23 protein-coding genes and 1 tRNA gene are annotated in these 18,470 nt (G+C 37.8%); 11 read left to right on the forward strand and 13 right to left on the reverse strand.

What is annotated here, in order from left to right; genetic code table 11:
- Positions 1 to 3: 3 nt before the first annotated feature.
- A complete protein-coding gene (locus ACMAZA_RS02210; protein ID WP_435189635.1) occupies positions 4 to 1,305 on the forward strand; it encodes a sodium ion-translocating decarboxylase subunit beta in 1,302 nt (433 codons plus the stop codon).
- 12 nt (positions 1,306 to 1,317) lie between these two features.
- On the opposite strand, the gene ACMAZA_RS02215 is transcribed toward ACMAZA_RS02210, so the two are convergent.
- Genes ACMAZA_RS02215 through ACMAZA_RS02225 form a run of 3 tightly spaced genes read right to left on the reverse strand, consistent with a single transcriptional unit; the run spans position 1,318 to position 4,046 of the window.
- Positions 1,318 to 2,151, reverse strand: a complete 834-nt coding sequence (locus tag ACMAZA_RS02215) for an alkaline phosphatase family protein (RefSeq protein ID WP_435189637.1) — start codon at positions 2,149 to 2,151, stop codon at positions 1,318 to 1,320.
- Positions 2,141 to 2,818: an ABC transporter ATP-binding protein gene (locus tag ACMAZA_RS02220; RefSeq protein ID WP_435189639.1), complete on the reverse strand. Its 678-nt coding sequence runs from the start codon at positions 2,816 to 2,818 to the stop codon at positions 2,141 to 2,143. Before ACMAZA_RS02220 ends, ACMAZA_RS02215 begins: the two co-directional genes overlap by 11 nt.
- Positions 2,811 to 4,046, reverse strand: coding sequence for a lipoprotein-releasing ABC transporter permease subunit (locus tag ACMAZA_RS02225; RefSeq protein ID WP_435189641.1), 1,236 nt, complete (start codon positions 4,044 to 4,046; stop codon positions 2,811 to 2,813). Before ACMAZA_RS02225 ends, ACMAZA_RS02220 begins: the two co-directional genes overlap by 8 nt.
- A gap of 53 nt (positions 4,047 to 4,099) precedes the next feature.
- Between ACMAZA_RS02225 and lpxK the strand changes: the two genes are divergently transcribed.
- Genes lpxK through ACMAZA_RS02255 form a run of 6 tightly spaced genes read left to right on the forward strand, consistent with a single transcriptional unit; the run spans position 4,100 to position 7,555 of the window.
- Positions 4,100 to 5,068, forward strand: coding sequence for a tetraacyldisaccharide 4'-kinase (lpxK, locus tag ACMAZA_RS02230; RefSeq protein ID WP_435189643.1), 969 nt, complete (start codon positions 4,100 to 4,102; stop codon positions 5,066 to 5,068).
- Positions 5,065 to 5,235 carry a Trm112 family protein gene (locus ACMAZA_RS02235; RefSeq protein WP_435189645.1) on the forward strand — a complete coding sequence of 57 codons (171 nt, stop codon included), beginning with the start codon at positions 5,065 to 5,067 and terminating at the stop codon, positions 5,233 to 5,235. Before lpxK ends, ACMAZA_RS02235 begins: the two co-directional genes overlap by 4 nt.
- Positions 5,235 to 5,969 carry a 3-deoxy-manno-octulosonate cytidylyltransferase gene (gene kdsB, locus ACMAZA_RS02240; protein WP_435189647.1) on the forward strand — a complete coding sequence of 245 codons (735 nt, stop codon included), beginning with the start codon at positions 5,235 to 5,237 and terminating at the stop codon, positions 5,967 to 5,969. The genes ACMAZA_RS02235 and kdsB overlap by 1 nt, the downstream gene beginning before the upstream one ends.
- Positions 5,969 to 6,802 carry a bifunctional methylenetetrahydrofolate dehydrogenase/methenyltetrahydrofolate cyclohydrolase FolD gene (folD, locus tag ACMAZA_RS02245; RefSeq protein WP_435189649.1) on the forward strand — a complete coding sequence of 278 codons (834 nt, stop codon included), beginning with the start codon at positions 5,969 to 5,971 and terminating at the stop codon, positions 6,800 to 6,802. The genes kdsB and folD overlap by 1 nt, the downstream gene beginning before the upstream one ends.
- Positions 6,799 to 7,164, forward strand: a complete 366-nt coding sequence (locus ACMAZA_RS02250) for a glutathione S-transferase N-terminal domain-containing protein (protein ID WP_435189651.1) — start codon at positions 6,799 to 6,801, stop codon at positions 7,162 to 7,164. The genes folD and ACMAZA_RS02250 overlap by 4 nt, the downstream gene beginning before the upstream one ends.
- A gap of 19 nt (positions 7,165 to 7,183) precedes the next feature.
- Positions 7,184 to 7,555 (forward strand): hypothetical protein, encoded by a 372-nt coding sequence (locus tag ACMAZA_RS02255; RefSeq protein WP_435189653.1) that lies wholly within the window; start codon positions 7,184 to 7,186, stop codon positions 7,553 to 7,555.
- On the opposite strand, the gene ACMAZA_RS02260 is transcribed toward ACMAZA_RS02255, so the two are convergent.
- The 6 genes from ACMAZA_RS02260 to ACMAZA_RS02285 form a co-directional block, all read right to left on the reverse strand.
- The gene (locus ACMAZA_RS02260) at positions 7,552 to 8,640 is read right to left on the reverse strand and encodes a 5-(carboxyamino)imidazole ribonucleotide synthase (protein WP_435189655.1); all 1,089 of its coding nucleotides are present in this window, start codon (positions 8,638 to 8,640) and stop codon (positions 7,552 to 7,554) included. The two genes, ACMAZA_RS02255 and ACMAZA_RS02260, sit on opposite strands and share 4 nt — an antisense overlap.
- 3 nt (positions 8,641 to 8,643) lie before the next feature.
- A complete protein-coding gene (gene purE, locus ACMAZA_RS02265; protein WP_435189657.1) occupies positions 8,644 to 9,132 on the reverse strand; it encodes a 5-(carboxyamino)imidazole ribonucleotide mutase in 489 nt (162 codons plus the stop codon).
- 86 nt (positions 9,133 to 9,218) lie between these two features.
- The gene (locus tag ACMAZA_RS02270; RefSeq protein ID WP_435189659.1) at positions 9,219 to 9,920 is read right to left on the reverse strand and encodes an alpha/beta fold hydrolase; all 702 of its coding nucleotides are present in this window, start codon (positions 9,918 to 9,920) and stop codon (positions 9,219 to 9,221) included.
- Entirely contained in the window at positions 9,904 to 11,013 is a 1,110-nt protein-coding gene (locus ACMAZA_RS02275; protein WP_435189661.1) for an aminotransferase class I/II-fold pyridoxal phosphate-dependent enzyme, read from the reverse strand. The genes ACMAZA_RS02270 and ACMAZA_RS02275 overlap by 17 nt, the downstream gene beginning before the upstream one ends.
- 15 nt (positions 11,014 to 11,028) lie before the next feature.
- Positions 11,029 to 11,811, reverse strand: coding sequence for a thiazole synthase (locus ACMAZA_RS02280; RefSeq protein ID WP_435189663.1), 783 nt, complete (start codon positions 11,809 to 11,811; stop codon positions 11,029 to 11,031).
- 76 nt (positions 11,812 to 11,887) lie between these two features.
- Positions 11,888 to 12,829: a Gfo/Idh/MocA family protein gene (locus ACMAZA_RS02285; RefSeq protein WP_435189665.1), complete on the reverse strand. Its 942-nt coding sequence runs from the start codon at positions 12,827 to 12,829 to the stop codon at positions 11,888 to 11,890.
- A gap of 125 nt (positions 12,830 to 12,954) precedes the next feature.
- On the opposite strand from ACMAZA_RS02285, the gene upp reads away from it, so the two are divergent.
- The gene (gene upp, locus ACMAZA_RS02290; RefSeq protein ID WP_435189667.1) at positions 12,955 to 13,584 is read left to right on the forward strand and encodes a uracil phosphoribosyltransferase; all 630 of its coding nucleotides are present in this window, start codon (positions 12,955 to 12,957) and stop codon (positions 13,582 to 13,584) included.
- Positions 13,585 to 13,599: 15 nt separating this feature from the next.
- Here the strand turns inward: upp and ACMAZA_RS02295 are convergent, their stop codons facing one another.
- From ACMAZA_RS02295 to trpC, 4 genes are all read right to left on the reverse strand, one after another.
- Complete coding sequence (locus ACMAZA_RS02295) at positions 13,600 to 15,024, reverse strand: cryptochrome/photolyase family protein (protein WP_435189668.1); 1,425 nt, start codon at positions 15,022 to 15,024, stop codon at positions 13,600 to 13,602.
- A gap of 67 nt (positions 15,025 to 15,091) precedes the next feature.
- Positions 15,092 to 15,183, reverse strand: a tRNA-Ser gene (locus ACMAZA_RS02300).
- A gap of 65 nt (positions 15,184 to 15,248) precedes the next feature.
- Positions 15,249 to 15,662 carry an OsmC family protein gene (locus ACMAZA_RS02305; RefSeq protein ID WP_435189670.1) on the reverse strand — a complete coding sequence of 138 codons (414 nt, stop codon included), beginning with the start codon at positions 15,660 to 15,662 and terminating at the stop codon, positions 15,249 to 15,251.
- A complete protein-coding gene (gene trpC / locus ACMAZA_RS02310; RefSeq protein ID WP_435189672.1) occupies positions 15,659 to 16,459 on the reverse strand; it encodes an indole-3-glycerol phosphate synthase TrpC in 801 nt (266 codons plus the stop codon). Before trpC ends, ACMAZA_RS02305 begins: the two co-directional genes overlap by 4 nt.
- 77 nt (positions 16,460 to 16,536) lie before the next feature.
- On the opposite strand from trpC, the gene kdsA reads away from it, so the two are divergent.
- From kdsA to ACMAZA_RS02325, 3 genes are read left to right on the forward strand one after another with little or no spacing between them, the layout of a single operon-like run.
- A complete protein-coding gene (gene kdsA, locus ACMAZA_RS02315; RefSeq protein ID WP_435189674.1) occupies positions 16,537 to 17,376 on the forward strand; it encodes a 3-deoxy-8-phosphooctulonate synthase in 840 nt (279 codons plus the stop codon).
- Positions 17,369 to 18,100: a 4-hydroxy-tetrahydrodipicolinate reductase gene (gene dapB / locus ACMAZA_RS02320; RefSeq protein ID WP_435189675.1), complete on the forward strand. Its 732-nt coding sequence runs from the start codon at positions 17,369 to 17,371 to the stop codon at positions 18,098 to 18,100. Before kdsA ends, dapB begins: the two co-directional genes overlap by 8 nt.
- A gap of 9 nt (positions 18,101 to 18,109) precedes the next feature.
- Positions 18,110 to 18,409 carry a YciI family protein gene (locus tag ACMAZA_RS02325; protein ID WP_435189676.1) on the forward strand — a complete coding sequence of 100 codons (300 nt, stop codon included), beginning with the start codon at positions 18,110 to 18,112 and terminating at the stop codon, positions 18,407 to 18,409.
- Positions 18,410 to 18,470 lie beyond the last annotated feature (61 nt).

Raw genomic sequence — 18,470 nt, forward strand, 5'->3', positions numbered from 1 at the left:
ATTATGGAAAATTTATACACTCTGTTGGAAAACTCCGGGCTCTATCAGCTAGACTTTGGTTCTGGGGCGATGATATTAGTTGGTCTTCTGTTGTTGTACCTTGCAATCGTAAAAAAATTTGAACCCTTGCTTTTACTGCCAATTGGATTTGGTGCAATATTAAGTAATATCCCTGGTGCTGGGCTTGCTTTATCTGCTATGGGAAGTGCAATTTATGCAGCTGATCCTGAAGTTTTAAGTGCTTTGGCTAACAGCCTTAATTTGGCGAGTTGGAATACAGCTTCAGAGATTTATGATGCATTTAAAGAAAGTTCTGGTGCTCAGCACGCTTTGGCAATTCAAACTGTAAGTGATTTGGGATATAGGGATGGAATGTTGTACACTTTTTATACTATTGCAATTGCTAGTGGGATAGCTCCTTTAATCATTTTTATGGGTGTTGGTGCGATGACAGACTTTGGACCACTTTTGGCCAATCCCAAGACTTTACTTCTGGGAGCTGCAGCACAATTCGGTATTTTTGCAACATTGTTAGGTGCGATTGCGTTGACATCACTAGGTGTATTTGACTTTAGTCTAAAGCAAGCAGCAGCGATTGGTATTATTGGAGGTGCGGATGGACCAACCTCTATTTATGTTGCTTCAAAATTAGCTCCTGAATTGCTTGGTGCTATTGCAGTTGCCTCATACTCTTATATGGCACTAGTGCCACTCATTCAGCCGCCAATTATGAAGTTTTTTACGACAGAAAAAGAGCGTCAAATACAAATGGTACAACTGCGTGAAGTGTCAAAGACTGAGAAAATTGTATTTCCAATCATGCTATTGTTGCTTGTTGGTTTATTGCTTCCTGATGCCGCCCCTCTTCTTGGAATGTTTGCTTTTGGAAATCTTATGAAAGAGTGTGGTGTGGTTGACCGTTTAAGTGATACAACGCAAAATGCTCTCATTAATATTGTGACCATTTTTCTTGGACTGGCTGTTGGTTCTAAATTAATTGCAGCAGAGTTCTTAAAACTAGATACTTTAGGAATTTTATTATTAGGTATGGTTGCCTTTGCTATCGGAACTATGAGCGGATTATTGATGGCGAAGTTGATGAATGTATTTAGCAAAACAAAAATCAACCCACTGATTGGTTCTGCTGGTGTTTCTGCAGTTCCAATGGCTGCTCGAGTTTCAAACAGAGTGGGTCTTGAATCTAACCCTCAAAACTTCTTATTGATGCACGCAATGGGTCCAAACGTCGCTGGTGTTATTGGATCGGCAATCGCTGCAGGAATTATGATTCAGTTTTTAGCCTAGATTCAGAGCTCTTTATTTATCAATCAGCGGTGCATTCATTTTTTTAGGGATACTGAGCCCCAGTATTGACAAAATACTGGGAGCTACCGAAAGTTGAGAGACTTCTTTGCTCCCTACACCTGGTATTGGATGACCAATGTCATAAAAAGGCGTCCATCTTTCAATTTCACTGCTACCACCATGATTACCAGAGTCCGTAAATCCATGATCTGATGTAATTAAAATTCGGTATCCTTTCTCGATCCAAAAAGGAATATGTTGAGCTAATTGATCGTTCACTTGCCATGCTTGCTTTGCGTATTCGAGTGAGTTTCCTCCAAATTTGTGACCAATAGAATCACAACTGCAAGAATGAATCATTAGATAGTGGGGCTCATATCGACTAACCAACATACTCGCTTGATTCATTAAATCATGATCTGATGGTAATGCAATATTAAATGCTGAATAACCATTCTCTGAATAAAAACGTCCATGCTGTATAGCTTGATCAGGATCATTAACCTCTTGATCTCTAATCGGAATATAAGGATCTTCATTATACAAAGTGGAAAAAAAGGAGTGCGCGGCAGCAGCTGTTACTAATCCGCTAGCCTTAGCAATTGCGAAGATATTTTTAAATTTAGATTTACGAAGATTGTCGTTAGAAGTTATGCCATGCTCCAAAGGTTCAAGTCCTGTATGAAGCGTTTCATAGATTGGTGCAGATAAGGTAGGCAAAACTGCAATCATTTTCATTCTTCGTGCCTTTTTTGACTCCACAAGTGCTTCTAAATAACCACACTGTTCAATTGCAGTCTGATACTTTAGTCCATCGATTATGACAAGAATTACTTTATCTTTCATTAAGGCTGCCATCAGTTAAATCGAATCGTCTTGACATCTTATTGGCTATAGAAAGGTCATGGGTAACTATCAAAAGCGCTGTATTTTGATTGTTATTAAGTTCGATAATCAAATCCAATACATCTCGAGCATTTTTTTCATCTAAATTACCAGTAGGTTCATCAGCTAAAAGACAGGCAGGCTCTGTAATCATTGCTCTTGCAATAGCAACTCTCTGTCTCTCACCACCAGAAAGTTCAGAGGGTTTATGGGTGATACGATTTTCTAATCCAACTTTTTTTAAGATATTTTCAGCTTTTTTTAGTGCTTCATTTTTATCAACATCATTAATAAGAAGAGGGAGAGCGGTATTGTAGATTGCTGAAAAATCTTTAAGCAAGTGATGAAATTGATAAACAAAGCCAAGATTTTTTGCTCTAAGTTCTGTTCTTTGGCGTTCTTTTAGATTAGAGATGTTAATGTTATTTATGAGTACTTCGCCTTCTGATGGTGTATCAAGACCAGCCATTAAATTAAGGAGAGTGGATTTACCGCAGCCTGACTGACCTACGATCGCTATTTTTTCATTAGTTTCAACTTTAAAGTTTAAATTATTAAGTACAGATGTCTTAGAATCTCCATCACCATAATTAAAACATAAGGACCGACACTCGATAATATCACTCATGTCTCAATACCTCAGAAATATTAATTCTACCTGCACGTTTTGCTGGATATATGGCTGCAATAATGACTAAAACAAAAGAACCTATCACAATACTAATGACATCACTTGGCATAATCTTTGATGGAAAACGATTGATATAAAAGACATCCTTAGGAAAAAATTGAAATCCAATAATGCTCTCAATTCCAGAAATGACTGACTCGATGTTAACTGCTAAAAGTAATCCAAGAATAGTGCCTATGCTTATTCCAATTAAGCCAATACTGATCCCTTGATAATAAAAAATTTTAACGATTCTTTTTGGTGTCATCCCTAGGGTTCTAAGAATTGCAATATCAGATTTTTTATCCGTGACTACCATCACCATCATAGAGACAATATTGAAGGCAGCTACCGCAATTATTAATGAGAGGATAATAGCAATCATCTGTTTTTCAAGATTTAATGCCCTGATAAAATGCTTTTGTTGTTGCATCCAATCCACGCCGTAATAGCCATCACCTAAAGATCCTACAACTTCGTTTGTTATTTGATTCGCTTTAAATAGATCATCAACCTTGAGTCGAATTCCAGAAACTTTATTGCCAAGAGTAAATAAATCCTGAGCATCAAAAAGGTGAATAAAAGCTAATCCATTGTTATAGTCGTTCAGTCCAGCATTAAAAATACCACTAATAATAAAGCTTTGAGATTGAGGAACTAGAATGCCCAGTGCATTTCTCGCTGGTGCAATAAGAGTTATTTCGTCACCCACTCCAGTACCCATCAGAGTTGCCAATCCCACACCAATTATTGCAGAGGATTGGTTTTCCTCAAGGCTCAGCGATCCATATTTAATATCATCTAAGAGGACAGAAGTTAAAGATTCCTGGTCAATAATGATTCCTCGAACGCTAACTCCTTGAGTTGCGCTCTTTGAGGTCATTAAAGCAAAGTCTTCAACATAAGGTGAGGAGGCGATAACGCGATCATTAGAATTAATTTTTATTTGAATATCATCCCAACTTTCAATCGTATCATCTGACCCAGTTATATATGAGTGAGAAATGGTATTGAGAACTCTGTTTGTTAGTTCTTCATGAAAGCCGTTCATCACAGACATGACTGTAATTAAGGACATTACAGCCAAAATGAGACCAATCATTGAGACGCCTGAAATGAAAGAAACAAAACCTTTTTTTCGGTTTGATCTTAAATATTGGTTGGAAATCTGAAATTCAACACTCATGGTCAGAATATTTTGTCATAATAAATGTTTTTAAAGTAATTAAAGTCATCAAAATGTTAGGCAATCTAAGTTCTATAAACCATAGCAAGTTTGGCATTATCAACTTTTTACTTCTTCCTTTATCTTTAGTTTTTTATACCGTTTCTAGAATACACTTTTGGCTATATAAGTCCAGTATTCTGAATGTTAAAAAGTCCAATGTACCAGTAGTTGTGGTTGGTAATATAACCGCTGGAGGAACCGGTAAAACTCCAATTGTGATTTCAATTGTAAATTATTTTGAATCAAGAAATAAAAAGGTAGGGGTGGTTTCTAGAGGTTATGGTGGTAATTATTCTAAAGAGGTTTTAGAAGTTTTGCCCGCAAGTAATCCAATGGAGTGTGGTGATGAACCTTTATTAATTAAGCAGAAAACTCATGCTGTAGTTGCAGTATCAAAAAAAAGAATCAAAGCGGTTGAGTATTTGAGTCAACAATATCAACTAGACATTATTATTAGTGATGATGGCCTTCAGCACTATTCTATGGGGTGTGATATTGAAGTTGCGGTTATTGATGGAAAGAGCAGGTTAGGTAATGGCTTATTTCTACCTTCCGGCCCATTAAGAGACTCAAAAAATAGACTTAATTCTGTCGATTTTATAATCAATAATGGCTCATCTTTGGATGGAGAAATTTCTAGTCAATTAGAGTACAAGGGCTTTTTAAACTTAATTACAGGTGAAAAGAAAGATCTTGAATTTTTTAGGGGGAGGCGATGTTACGCAGTTGCTGGAATAGGGAAGCCTAATAATTTCTTTTCAATTCTTGAAGATCTTGGAATTGACATCATAGCCAAACCATTTCCAGATCATTACCAGTTTAAGAAAGAAGATTTGAGTTTTGATAATGAATATCCAATCCTAATGACTTCTAAGGATTGTGTAAAATGTTCTCAGTTTGAATCTAGTGCGATGTGGCACTTGGATGTAAACGCAAAAATAGAACCTGAGTTTTATCATCAGTTGGAGTCAAAGTTGTGATTGATAATGATTTATTACAAATGCTCGTATGCCCCCTTAGTAAGGCGCCTTTAGAGCTAGTTGGTGAAGAGTTAATTTGTGAGAAAAGTCAATTAGCCTATCCAATTATTGATGGCATTCCAATTCTTCTCGTTGAAGAAGCCAGAAAAATAGAATCCTCAAAATAATGGACTTTACCATTATTATTCCTGCCAGATACGCTTCAAGTCGATTACCGGCAAAACTATTAAAGGACATTAATGGGAAAACTCTTATTGAGCACACATACTCAAATGCAATCAAGAGCAATGCTGCACGAGTGATCATTGCAACAGATGATGAGAAAATAAGGCAAGTTGCACTAGACTTTGGTGCCGAGGTATGTATGACCAGTCTGAAGCATACTTCAGGCACATCTCGTTTGTCTCAAGTCGTTTCTGACTTGAGCTTTAAGGATCATCAAATCATTGTAAATTTGCAGGGTGATGAGCCAATGATGGCTCCTGAAGCGTTGAATCAAGTGGCTTCAAACCTAGCTACTTCAGGTATGAGTGTGGCAACTTTGTGTGAAAAAATTAATTCGCAAGAGGAATACTTTGACGAGAACTGCGTCAAAGTTGTATATAATTCGCGCGGAAAAGCTTTATATTTCTCAAGATCTCCTGTTCCAGCATTTAGATCTAGCAGTGAGATAGATTTAGATCTTTGCTTTAGGCATGTTGGTTTGTATGCCTATAAAGCAGATTTCTTAAAAGGGCATTCTAAGATGAAAGTATCTAGCCTCGAGATTGCTGAAAAATTAGAGCAGCTTACTTTTTTAGCAAACGGGTTTGATATACATGTTGAGATTTCTACAGCTGAAACTGGAATAGGTGTGGATACAGAGAGTGATTTAAAAAAAGTAAAAAAGGAATTTAAATAATGAATATTATTGACGGTAAAGAAATTGCAAAAAATCTTCGTTCAAAAATTGCTGAAGAGGTAAGTACTTTTGAGCGTCCACCAGGCCTTGCTGTTATTTTGGTTGGTGAAGATCCAGCATCAGCTGTTTATGTTCGAAATAAAGAGCTTGCTTGCAAACAAGCTGGTTTTTTTTCTGACAAGATTATTAAGTCCGAAAACATAACTGAAGAGCAGTTACTTGAAGAGGTGGAGCGATTGAATAATAATCCACAGATTGATGGTATTCTTGTGCAACTTCCGTTGCCCAAACATATCGATGCAAACAAAGTCATTGAACATATTTCTCCACTAAAAGATGTTGATGGTTTTCATAGTGAGAACATTGGCAAGTTAATGCAAAATAAGTCTCATTTGAGACCCTGTACACCTAAAGGTGTAATGACAATGTTAGAGTCAATTGATTGTCAGATTGAAGGCATGAATTGTGTGGTCATTGGTGCTTCCAATATTGTTGGAAGACCCATGGCGATGGAGCTGTTAAATGCTAGAGGTACTGTCACCATTTGTAATAGCAAAACAAAGGATCTCCCAGGCAAAGTAAGAGAGGCTGACATCCTCGTTGTTGGCGTTGGCATTCCAAAGATGGTTAAAGGTGATTGGGTTAAGGAAGGAGCAGTCGTGATCGATGTAGGAATCAATCGTTTAGAGGATGGTTCGCTTGTTGGAGATGTTGATTATGATGCTATTAAAGATACAGCTGGAGCAATAACACCAGTTCCTGGAGGAGTTGGCCCAATGACTATAGCTACTTTGCTTGAAAATACTTTGATTGCTTACAAGCAAAGTCTATGAGATTAATCTTAAAGCTCCTTAGAGAGGGTTCTGGAAGAATTTTAATTTTCTTAGACTGGTTGATTAAGCCAAGAGTTGTTCAAAGGAGCTCTGAAAAACAATTACAGGTTGATAATCAAACTGAGTCACTTAAGCTTTATGAATTCTATGCTTGTCCTTTTTGTATCAAAACTCGAAGAGCAATTAAACGATTAAATTTAAAACTAGAGACTCGTAATGCTCAGCAAGGTGATTTTAGAAAAGAGCTCGAATTGAACGGAGGCAAAGTACAAGTTCCATGCCTCAGAATTGATTATGCTGGAGAAGTGAGTTGGCTTTATGAGTCTGACGATATAATTAATTATCTAGAAAAGCATTTTTAAATAGATACATCATTAATCTATGATTTACATTCATGGTGGCAATAAGGAACAAATAGAGCTCTCGCGACAATTGTTTAATTTTTGCTGTAATGGTTTATTTAATAAGAACAACCTTCCTACTATAGACCTCACTATCCATAAGGTTCAAGACGCTCTGGCTTGGACAGATTATGAGGGCGATGGAAAATTTTTCATCGAGATTGAAGAGTCATTAGATCAGAAAAAATTTATCATTACGATGTGCCATGAAATGATCCATGTTTGCCAGTTTCTAGCAGAAGTTGAGGTGAGTGAATTATCAGCCTATCAGTATGAAGAAAAGCTTGCAGAGCAGTTTTATCATGAAGAGTTAGAGAGGCATGGAAGTGAGCTAGATCTCAATGAGGACTAGGGTAGATAGCTACTAAGATTTGCAATTGATTTCTGAAGTTCTTTGTAAGAGTCAGAAGTAATTGTTATGTGACCTAATTTTCTATTTTGTCGCTCCTTCTTATCATACAAATGTAAGTGAGCATTCCTAGTTTCAAGAACCTTGTTTGTTGGGCCATGCTTACTGATAATGTTAATCATTGCGTTGAATTTACTTTTAACTGATGTATCACCCAACGGGCTGTTTGTAATTGCTCTAATATGATTTTCAAACTGAGAAGTTTGTGCCCCTTCAATTGTCCAGTGCCCAGAATTATGAACTCTAGGAGCAATCTCATTAACAATCAAATCATCATCTGAGTCAAATAATTCAAGAGTTAAAACGCCAACATGGTTCATTTTAGTTATCAGCAGCTTCATATAACTTTCAGCTTTTTTTTGGAGTGAATCAGATATCTCTTGTGCTGGAGCCATTGTCAGTCTTAAGATTCCTTCATGGTGAGAGTTTTCAACTAAAGGGTAGAATTTTAGATTACCATCAATTGCTCTAACTGCAATGAGCGATAATTCTCTTTTGAAGTTAATAAAGCCTTCAAGAATAGACTCAACCCCAGACATCGCTTCCCAAGCATCATTCATTTGAGATTCAGTTTCAATTAGGAATTGACCTTTTCCATCATATCCATCTTTTGTTGTTTTTAAAATAGCAGGAAGGCCGATATTTTTGATAGCTTGACTTAAATCTGAAAAGTTATTTACCAATGCAAATGGTGCACAAGGAATATTTAATTTTTGCAGCAAAGTTTTTTCTCTTCCTCTGTGTTGAGTTAAATGAAGAGACAAGTCTCCAGGATAAATCTTTGTAGTTTTAGCTATTTCATTGACAATAGTGAGATCTGTATTTTCACTTTCATAAGTTACAACATCAGAGTCATCAGAAAATTTATTGATTACATCTGGATTATTGTCATGAATGAAAGTCTTGCCAAGTAGGGATGACGGGTCCTCTTCAGTTAATGCTAAAAATCTCATTTTATGACCAAGAGGGTAGGCAGATAGTGCGAGCATTCTTCCTAATTGACCAGCACCAAGAACACCAATTTTCATACTCTAATTTTCTGGGTTTGGATTATTTAAAACGTTTTGAGTTTGATCTGATCTAAACTTGCATACTCTTTCTCTTACAGTCTGATCATGGTTTCCTATAATCTGAGCTGCCAGAATGCCAGCATTTTTTGCCCCAGAGTTTCCAATAGCAAGAGTCCCAACTGGAATACCTCCAGGCATTTGAACGATTGATAATAAAGAATCTTGGCCACTTAAAGCTTTAGATTGAACTGGAACCCCTAAGACTGGGACAACGGTTTTTGAGGCAACCATTCCCGGCAAATGAGCAGAACCTCCAGCACCTGCAATAATGACTTTTAGGCCTCTTGCCTCTGCTGTTTCAGCATATTCAAACATTAAATCAGGAGTTCTATGAGCGGAAACTACTTTAACTTCATAGGAGACACCTAACTCTTCCAGTATTTCCGTGGCATTTTTCATTGTGGGCCAATCAGATTTGGAACCCATAATGACTCCGACTAATGCACTCATTTTTTTATTGGTGAAATAATTTACTTAAATTATACCAAAATCCTTATATCTATTAGAGCTGATACAGAGCTGTGACTCAATCAAAATTAGATATGAAAGCTATTTTCTAAAAATGGGAGGTGTCCAGATTTTAGGACTTGAGTTTTGGTCTCAGCATCAGAATACCAATGTTGAATTTTTGCTGGGACAAGTGTATCAAGTTTTCCTAAAATGCATTTCTTTGGAATATTGATATCTCTAAATTCTGCCCTTAAGTCGGACTGCGTAATTATTTCTATACCATCATTTAAAGCGCTATGAGAGGCTGGATATTTTTGAATAGAGTGATGTAGTTCTTGGATTTGAGATTTATTTTTACTTTGCAGACTCACGAAACGCTTGAGTGCCTTAGTACTATCAACTTTGAGATTCTCAGCAAATTGATCAAATACTTCACGCCTTATTCCAAAATCCCAGTTATCATTGTTCACAAGGCATGGACTTGCAGCAACTAAAATCAGTTCTTTAATTTTAACTTGATGAGCTATAAAAATAGAGAGTAACCCGCCCAGTGACCATCCTAAGAGAATAGACTTTTCAGGAATAAACCTGATGATTTCATTGCACCAATCTTCAATGTCACCCTCAACATCTGGACTTCTTCCATGACCCGGTAAATCGATTACTGTAATACAGTAATCATTCTTATATTTATCTACTAACTCAATAAAAATATCGCTGTTAAAAGCCCACCCATGCAATAAAACTAAGTTCTGACCTTTGCCAATTGTTCTATGCCATAGCATCATTGACCTTTTCAAGTAGAGCGTCTATTTGTTTAAGTGTATGATTAGCCGCAACAGTAAAACGAAGTCTTGCCGAATTAGGGGGGACCGTGGGGGGGCGAATTGCGCTCACAAAAAACCCTTCCTTAAATAAGACATCACTAATTAATAAAGCCTTCGAGCTAGAGCCTATTATGAGTGGCTGAATTGCACTATTTGATTCTTCAAAACTCAGTCCAAGTTGTCCAGCCATAGACCTAAAATGCTGGATATTATTAATTAATTTCTCTTGTTGTTCTCCTTGGCTTATCAATTCAAGACTTTTTTGGAGAGCATGACATAGGCTAGCTGGCAGTGCAGTAGTATAAGTGTAAGGCCTTGATTTTTGAATCAGAAACTCTATGAAGTCCTTGTCTCCAGAAACAAAAGCCCCCATAACGCCTGCAGCCTTTCCAAGAGTTGCCATATAGATAGAGTGCTTTGGAATAATTGGATCAAAGATACCAAAGCCGTGTGCATCATCCTGCATAAGAGTAGTATTAGATTTGTCAATAATCTTAGCAATTCCTTGAATATTCGCTCGATCTCCATCCATACTAAAGACATTGTCAGTAACAACAAGTCCGGGGCCAGACTGTTTTTTTATTTTGTTAGCAAGAGACTCAAGATTATTATGATGGTACCTTTGAATTGGAAGGCCAACTAAACGGCATCCATCAATCAGTGAAGCGTGATTTAATTTGTCTTGAACTGACCATTCTATCTCATCCCTAAGAGCAGAAAATATTCCAAGATTAGCACTATAGCCTGATGAAAATAACAGGGCACTCTCCTGCCCTGTGAACTCTGCTAAAGACTCTTCAAGTAGGTTGTGAGACTCAGAATGACCACTAACTAAATGCGATGCACCTGATCCAGCTCCATACTTCTCAACACCTTGAACTAGGGCCTCCTTGATCTTTGGATGATTCGCAAGAGACAAGTAATCATTTGAGCAAAAATTAATAATATCTTTGTTATCAATTTTCATTTTTGTGCCTTGGGCACTATTTGCAATTCTTCTAGAACGCAATAGGTGATTTTTTTCAAGATCACTTATTTTGTTTGAAAAATTCATGAGTGGAGATTGTAATTAGATAAGATTTTCCAATGGAGAGGTTGCACTAGCAAAGGCTTTTTTCATCATTCTGCCAGCAAGGTATGACTCTCTTCCAGCAATAATGGCATGTTTCATTGCGCTTGCCATTAATACAGGATCATTTGCATTAGCAATAGCTGAGTTCATTAGAACGCCGTCGCACCCAAGCTCCATTGCTCTGGCAGCGTCGCTTGCACAGCCAACGCCAGCATCTACAAGAACGGGCACGTTAGAGCTCTCTTTTATTAATTTAATGTTAAAGGGGTTGGATATACCTTGACCAGAGCCAATGAGAGAGCCTAGAGGCATGATTGCACAACACCCAATTTCTTCAAGCTCCTTTGCAACAATAGGGTCATCAGAGGTATAGACCATGACATCAAAGTTTTCTTTGATTAGTGTTTTTGCTGCATCAAGAGTTTCAACAATGTTGGGATAAAGTGTCTTTTCATCTCCAAGAACCTCCAGCTTTACTAGATTATGACCATCCAATAACTCTCTTGCAAGAAGGCAAGTTCTTACTGCATCTTTTGCATTATAGCAACCTGCAGTATTGGGAAGAATCGTGTATTTTTCTGGTGAGATGACATCTAGAAGGCTTTCTTCATTCACGTTTTGCCCAATATTTGTCCTTCGAATGGCCACAGTAATGATTTCAGAGCCAGAATTTTCTGTTGCCAATTTTGTTTCGTTAAGATCTTTATATTTACCTGAGCCAACTAGAAGTCTTGAGTTAAAAGTTCGTCCAGCAATAACAAATGGAGTGTCAGTTTTCATAGCGTTATAAGATACCATGTGCCGGAATCAATAATGAAATATTGATTCGCAATCTTTTCAATTCTAGATGAATTTATTAAATTGTTAAGCCAGCAATTTTTTGAATTTCATTAATTGCTTTAGTTACAATTTTTGAAAAGATGAAGTCTGATTTATCTCCAGACTCTGAACGCTTCACAAATTCCTCAACCATAAGCTGATACTGATTACATGTTGGAAATTCAACATAGTTTCCTTCATGAAGTCCTCCAGCAGACCAATTGGCAGATGTTTTTTCTGGGGGGTTGACTGGAACATTTAATTCTGCCCATCCATCAGAACCCAGAACAGTGAATGATTGACAAAGAGCCGCATCAGCCGAAACGGTAAAGCTGAGTGTTTCCCCGTCCGGCCATCTAAGGGTTGCATCAACCTGTTTTTCGGTCTCGTATTGATCACACATTGTGGCAACTGCTGAGAGAACTTTAGGCTCTCCCTTGAAGATCATACAGCCCGATAAGATGGCATAACAACCAATATCAAATAACGGGCCGCCTCCATATCTAATGAGATTTCGAACATTGCCCTCAGGCTGTTTAGGGTAGCTGAAAATAAAGTGAGATGACTGGTATTTACCAATATTAAGATTTTGAAGCCATTGCCATTGTGGATGACTTCTGACCATAAAGGCTTCATAGAAAAATGCTTTGCTCTCATTGGCCACCTTCTCAAGATGCTCTAATTCTTTTAGGTTGAGTGCAACGGGCTTTTCACATAAGACGTGTTTATTATTTTTAAGTGCTTCAATTGAGTAGGGGACATGAAGATGATTGGGGAGGGGGTTATAGATTGCCTCAATGGATGGATCATTGATAAGGCTATCATAATCAGTCTCTATGGCATCACCATAGATTGCGGGTAGGGCAGATTGCCCTGGCTTTCTTCTTCCGACGTGAGTGACTTCATGTCCAGCATTAATTATTGCAGGAACGACATGCTCCCTTGCGATTTTTGCTTCACCTAAAATTCCAAATTTCATTTCAAAAAGACTTTATTTAAAATTTATATCTTACTTATTATCTTCCTAAGAGTTTTAGAATAATATTACATTTTGTATAAACATGTAAAATCAAAATAAATTAAGATTAACTTTTAGGACTCACGATGCCTCTCAATGCAATAAATCATCCATTAATAGCTCACAAGATTGCCCTTCTTAGGCAGCAAGGCATTAGTACAAAACAATTTCGTGAGCTTGCTAATGAGGTTGCAAGTCTTCTTACTTATGAAGCCACAAGAGACTTACCTCTGGAAAACAGAGAAGTCAATGGTTGGCAAGGGGAGCCAATTAATACTCAAATGCTCAGTGGTAAAAAACTTTCAGTTGTTCCTATTTTGCGTGCCGGTCTTGGGATGCTTGATGGAGTTTTAACCCTTGTCCCCAATGCTAAAGTGAGTGTAGTAGGTCTATACAGAGATGAGGAAACGTTAGATCCGGTTGCTTATTTTGACAAAGTGATTACCGATATTGATCAAAGAACTGCATTAATTATTGATCCTATGCTTGCTACTGGTGGAACTCTCCTGGCAACAATTGATCTCTTGAAGCAAAAAGGCTGTAAAAAAATTATCGGTTTGTTTTTGGTTGCATCACCCGAAGGTCTTGAGAGGGTTACGAAATTACATCCAGATGTAGATCTATTTATTGCAGCAATTGATGATTCACTTAATGACCACGGCTATATATTGCCTGGATTGGGAGATGCTGGAGATAAGATTTTTGGCACGAAGTAAAGATAGAAATAGAATCTAAACCTCTTCTTTTTTTAATGATTTAAATGCATCTAATGCTTTTTCTCTTGAGGCTTTAAGGTTTACAATTGGAAATGGATAGTCTTTACCTAGGGTAATATTTGCATTATCTAAAATTTCTTTTGGGGCCTCCCATGGGCTATAAAGGTATTTATTAGGTAGATCTTTCAATTCAGGAATAAATTCTTTAATGTATTGTCCATCAGGGTCAAACTTTTCTCCCTGAGTTACTGGATTAAAGATTCTGAAATAGGGTGCAGCGTCTGCCCCACAGCCCGCCACCCATTGCCAGCTTGCGCTGTTACTCGCAAGATCAGCGTCAACTAAGCAGTCCCAAAACCAGCGCTCACCATGACGCCAATCTAACAAAAGATTTTTGACTAAAAATGAGCCCACAACCATTCTAACTCGGTTGTGCATTGAGCCAGTCAACCATAGCTCTCTCATTCCCGCATCAACCATCGGTATACCAGTTTGACCTTTTTGCCAGGCTGATAAATTTTTTGAACTATGCTCCCATGGAAATTGATCAAACTTTGTTTGGAGGTTTTTTGTTGCAAGGTCAGGATTAAAGTAAAGCTGGCAATAGGAAAATTCTCTCCATCCTAACTCACTTAAAAAGTGATCAATGTTCTTATCACTGCCTTTTTCCTTAGCTAAAAACCATGCCTGATTTGGGGACAGCTCACCGAAATGTATGTGAGGAGAAATTCTGGATACAAATGGCTTTGCAGGAAAATTTCTACCCTCTTTGTATTGCTCAATGCCATTTTCAATAAATTTAGATAATTTTTTAAAAGCTCCATCCTCACCAATATCCCAAAACGATTGCATTGAAATATCCCATCTAATTTCTGGCAAGAGCGATAAATCATTGAGATCTAAAGAACTATCTTTGTCACTAAAATATTTTGAAGTATTTGCTTTAGGAAGAGGCTCTCTGGGCTCTTCTGATTTAAGACATCCCTTGCGATAGAAAGGAGTAAAAACTTTATAAGGCGTACCATCGTCTTTCTTTATTGTCCATGGCTCCCAAAGTAAAGACCCATTAAATGTTTTAACTAAAATCCCCTTGGATTCAAGTTCAGCCTTAATTAGAGTGTCTCGTTTAATGCGCCATGGCTCATAACAACGATTCCAATAAACAGCATCAATTTCAAATCTAGTAATAATATCTAATAATGTTTGAAGTGGATCGCCTTCATATAGAGATAAATTTTGATTTAGGTTATTACCAAGATCATTCAAAGAATGATGAAGCCAAAATCGGCTAGCATCACCTATAGAATGTTCACCAGAATTTAAGTCATCCAGAATGAACACAGGTAATACTTCATCATGTTTAGAGGCTTCGTAAAGGGCTGGATTATCTGTTAATCTAAGGTCTTGACGAAACCAGTGCAATGCTTTTGTAATTTTCATGACAACATTATAAAAAAATGGCGTGAATGTTAGATGAAGATTAGAAGTTGTTTGGGAAAAAAAATGATGGCGGAGAGAGAGGGATTCGAACCCTCGATAGGAGTTAAAGCCTATACTCCCTTAGCAGGGGAGCGCCTTCAGCCACTCGGCCACCTCTCCGAAGAAGGCATATTATACTGCAATTATATTGAACGAGTTTTTAGAAACAGGTCTTTTGACAAATATTATTCTACAATTTCAAAATCATGAGTAATGGAGGCTGTTTCCCCTAACATTATTGATGCTGAGCAGTATTTTTCAGCTGACAGTGTAATTGCTTTTTCAACTTTTTTTGGATCTAAATCTTGTCCTTTTACAATGAATTGAATATGAATATCGGTAAAGACTTTTGGATGCTCTTCTGCTCTCTCAGCGCTCAATTTAGTTTCACAATTTGTAAGGTCTTGACGCATTTTTTTTAGAGTAGTGACAACATCAATCATGGTGCAACCAGCAACACCCAGTAAAAGCATTTCCATTGGCCTGACCCCAAGATTGTCTCCTCCAATTTCTGGTGGGCCATCCATGGTAATACTGTGCCCGCTGTGAGACTTGCCAACCATGAGCATTCCATCAACCCAATTTACAGATATATTCATTTAAAAAACTCCTTAAGTTTAAGACCAGGATCAACATCCCTCATAAAGGTCTCACCAATCAAAAAACCAAACACATTGTTTTGATGCATCAGTTCGATATCTTGTTTGGTTTTGATGCCTGACTCTGTAATTACTAACTTATCATCGCCAATTTCTGAGAGTAAGTCAATGGTCGTTTGAAGAGTGACCTCAAAATTACGAAGGTTTCTATTGTTTATACCAAGCAGTGGTAAGTCTAGTTTCAAGGCTCGGTTAAGCTCGTCTCGGTCATGCACTTCAACCAGCGTATCCATTCCAAGTGAAGTAGCTAAATCACTTAAATCTTTCAATTCCTCATCATCAAGACAAGATGCAATTAATAATATACAGTCTGCGCCAATGGCTCTAGATTCATAGACCTGATAGGGATGAATAATAAAGTCTTTTCGAATGACTGGAATCTTTACCGCTGCTCTTGCTTTAATTAAGTATAAAGGATCTCCCTGAAAAAAATCTCGATCAGTTAGAATGGAAAGGCAGCTTGCCCCTCCCGACTCATAGCTCTTTGCTATTGCAACGGGATCAAAGTCTTCTCTGAGAACGCCTTTGCTTGGAGAGGCTTTCTTAATTTCAGCAATAACGCCGCTCTCTTGTTTTTGGACTTTATTGTGCAAAGCCATATAGAACCCTCGAGCTTTATCAGCATTAGAAGACAATTCAATCATTCTTTCAAGCGGGACCCTAGTTATTGAATCTGTAATTTCTTCGTGCTTTCTAGAAACAATTTTTTTAAGAATGTCAGGTGTTTTTTGTGCCATGCTTCTAAGGATTTTGTAACTATGCCTATTTTAAACGAATATAATTTACGTATATATTTATGTATTGAGCAAAGTTCATGAATTTACTAGATTTTCAAGCAGGGATTGAACACCCATTTTTTTTGATTGCTGGGCCGTGCGTTATTGAATCAGAGGCCTTAGCAATGGAGAGTTCGAGTTATCTTAAGAAAGTTTGTGAAGAGTTAGATATCAACTTTATATATAAGTCATCTTTTGATAAGGCGAATAGAACCAGTGCAGAGAGTTTTCGTGGCTTGGGGATAGAAAAAGGTCTTCGGATTCTTGAAAAAGTTAAATCAGAAGTTGGTGTTGCAGTTTTAACTGATGTTCATGAAGACACGCCCTTAGGTGAAGTGAGTTCAGTAGTTGATGTTCTTCAAACGCCAGCATTTCTAGTAAGACAAACCAATTTTATTCAAAATGTTTGTAGCCAAGGATTGCCTGTGAATATCAAAAAAGGTCAATTCCAGGCGCCATGGGATATGGAAAATGTTGTTGAGAAGGCTAAATCTACTGGTAATGAGAAAATTATGATTTGCGATAGAGGCACTTCATTTGGTTACAACACTCTGGTTTCAGATATGAGAGGACTGTCCAGTATGAGGTCAACCAATTGTCCCATAATTTTTGATGCAACTCATTCTGTTCAGCAGCCTGGAGGTATGGGCACAACATCTGGCGGACAAAGAGAGATGGTTCCTGTTCTAGCGAGGGCAGCTGTGGCCTCTGGAGTTTCTGGAGTCTTTATGGAGACTCATCCAAATCCAGATCAGGCAAAAAGTGACGGTCAAAACTCTATGCCTATTAACTTAATGTTTACTCTTTTAGAGACTCTCAAAGAGATTGATGCAGTGACCAAAAAAAATAATTTATTAGAGGACTCGATTAATGACTAGGATTGCGATCAACGGATCAAAAGGTAAGATGGGACAAGCACTCATTGAGGCAATCAATTCCAGCTCGCAATCAGATTTTGGTGCTGGTTTTGATAAAGGTGATAACTTAATTGACTCAATAAGTAATTTCGAGGTTCTGATTGATTTTTCTAGGCCAGAGGCCTCTCTGAATGCATTAGCAGTCTGCAAGGATGCGGGGAAAGCAATGGTTATTGGCACGACTGGCTTTACTGATTCTGAGCTTGAACTCATTGGGCAAGCTTCAAAAGAGATTCCGATTGTTTTTGCGCCCAATATGAGCGTTGGTGTGAACTTAACCCTTAAAATTTTGGAGACCTCCGCAAAAGTTATTGGATCCGATTCAAGTATTGAAATTATTGAAGCTCATCACCGCTATAAGGTTGATTCTCCTTCTGGGACTGCGCTTAAAATGGGAGAGGTAATTGCTAATGCACTTGGGAGAGATCTCGCAGAATGTGCAATCTATGGTCGCGAGGGTATTGAGGAGCCTCGAGATCAAAATACAATCGGGTTCTCATCGATTAGAGGTGGCGACGTAGTTGGAGAACACACTGTAGCCTTTTTTATGGACGGAGAAAGGGTTGAAATTACTCACAAAGCATCTTCACGAATGATTTATGCAAATGGCGCAGTGAGAGCAGCGAATTGGTTATCTGATAAGCCAAGTGGTCTTTATTCAATGCAAGATGTATTAGAATTGTAGGGAGATGTTATGCTCTATGCCATTATTTCACAAGATGTTGAAAATAGTTTAGAAAAGAGAAAGGGAGCTAGGCCTGATCATATTGCAAGGCTTAATAAGCTTCAAGACCAAGGGCGACTTATTTTGGCAGGCCCTCATCCATCGATTGATGTCTCAGACCCGGGTGAAGCGGGTTTTTCTGGATCTTTAATTGTTGCTAAATTTGATGACCTGAAGCAGGCTAGAGAGTGGGCCGAGGCTGACCCTTATGTCAATGCAGGTGTTTATTCAAGTGTTGTCGTAAAGCCATTCAATAAGGTTTTGCCTTAAAGTCTCCCAATGGATTTATTTTCAAGGATAATTTGGCACTTTTATAAAATCATATAGACCT

Source organism: Pseudothioglobus sp. nBUS_23, assembly GCF_051201565.1.
GTDB lineage: Bacteria > Pseudomonadota > Gammaproteobacteria > PS1 > Pseudothioglobaceae > Pseudothioglobus.

Excerpts from the sequence above, each read along its gene's own strand:
- ACMAZA_RS02210 (WP_435189635.1), top strand. The coding sequence starts at position 4 with ATGGAAAATTTATACACTCTGTTGGAAAACTCCGGGCTCTATCAGCTA.
- ACMAZA_RS02215 (WP_435189637.1), bottom strand. The coding sequence starts at position 2,151 with ATGAAAGATAAAGTAATTCTTGTCATAATCGATGGACTAAAGTATCAG.
- ACMAZA_RS02220 (WP_435189639.1), bottom strand. The coding sequence starts at position 2,818 with ATGAGTGATATTATCGAGTGTCGGTCCTTATGTTTTAATTATGGTGAT.
- ACMAZA_RS02225 (WP_435189641.1), bottom strand. The coding sequence starts at position 4,046 with ATGAGTGTTGAATTTCAGATTTCCAACCAATATTTAAGATCAAACCGA.
- lpxK (WP_435189643.1), top strand. The coding sequence starts at position 4,100 with ATGTTAGGCAATCTAAGTTCTATAAACCATAGCAAGTTTGGCATTATC.
- kdsB (WP_435189647.1), top strand. The coding sequence starts at position 5,235 with ATGGACTTTACCATTATTATTCCTGCCAGATACGCTTCAAGTCGATTA.
- folD (WP_435189649.1), top strand. The coding sequence starts at position 5,969 with ATGAATATTATTGACGGTAAAGAAATTGCAAAAAATCTTCGTTCAAAA.
- ACMAZA_RS02250 (WP_435189651.1), top strand. The coding sequence starts at position 6,799 with ATGAGATTAATCTTAAAGCTCCTTAGAGAGGGTTCTGGAAGAATTTTA.
- ACMAZA_RS02255 (WP_435189653.1), top strand. The coding sequence starts at position 7,184 with ATGATTTACATTCATGGTGGCAATAAGGAACAAATAGAGCTCTCGCGA.
- ACMAZA_RS02260 (WP_435189655.1), bottom strand. The coding sequence starts at position 8,640 with ATGAAAATTGGTGTTCTTGGTGCTGGTCAATTAGGAAGAATGCTCGCA.
- purE (WP_435189657.1), bottom strand. The coding sequence starts at position 9,132 with ATGAGTGCATTAGTCGGAGTCATTATGGGTTCCAAATCTGATTGGCCC.
- ACMAZA_RS02270 (WP_435189659.1), bottom strand. The coding sequence starts at position 9,920 with ATGATGCTATGGCATAGAACAATTGGCAAAGGTCAGAACTTAGTTTTA.
- ACMAZA_RS02275 (WP_435189661.1), bottom strand. The coding sequence starts at position 11,013 with ATGAATTTTTCAAACAAAATAAGTGATCTTGAAAAAAATCACCTATTG.
- ACMAZA_RS02280 (WP_435189663.1), bottom strand. The coding sequence starts at position 11,811 with ATGAAAACTGACACTCCATTTGTTATTGCTGGACGAACTTTTAACTCA.
- ACMAZA_RS02285 (WP_435189665.1), bottom strand. The coding sequence starts at position 12,829 with ATGAAATTTGGAATTTTAGGTGAAGCAAAAATCGCAAGGGAGCATGTC.
- upp (WP_435189667.1), top strand. The coding sequence starts at position 12,955 with ATGCCTCTCAATGCAATAAATCATCCATTAATAGCTCACAAGATTGCC.
- ACMAZA_RS02295 (WP_435189668.1), bottom strand. The coding sequence starts at position 15,024 with ATGAAAATTACAAAAGCATTGCACTGGTTTCGTCAAGACCTTAGATTA.
- ACMAZA_RS02305 (WP_435189670.1), bottom strand. The coding sequence starts at position 15,662 with ATGAATATATCTGTAAATTGGGTTGATGGAATGCTCATGGTTGGCAAG.
- trpC (WP_435189672.1), bottom strand. The coding sequence starts at position 16,459 with ATGGCACAAAAAACACCTGACATTCTTAAAAAAATTGTTTCTAGAAAG.
- kdsA (WP_435189674.1), top strand. The coding sequence starts at position 16,537 with ATGAATTTACTAGATTTTCAAGCAGGGATTGAACACCCATTTTTTTTG.
- dapB (WP_435189675.1), top strand. The coding sequence starts at position 17,369 with ATGACTAGGATTGCGATCAACGGATCAAAAGGTAAGATGGGACAAGCA.
- ACMAZA_RS02325 (WP_435189676.1), top strand. The coding sequence starts at position 18,110 with ATGCTCTATGCCATTATTTCACAAGATGTTGAAAATAGTTTAGAAAAG.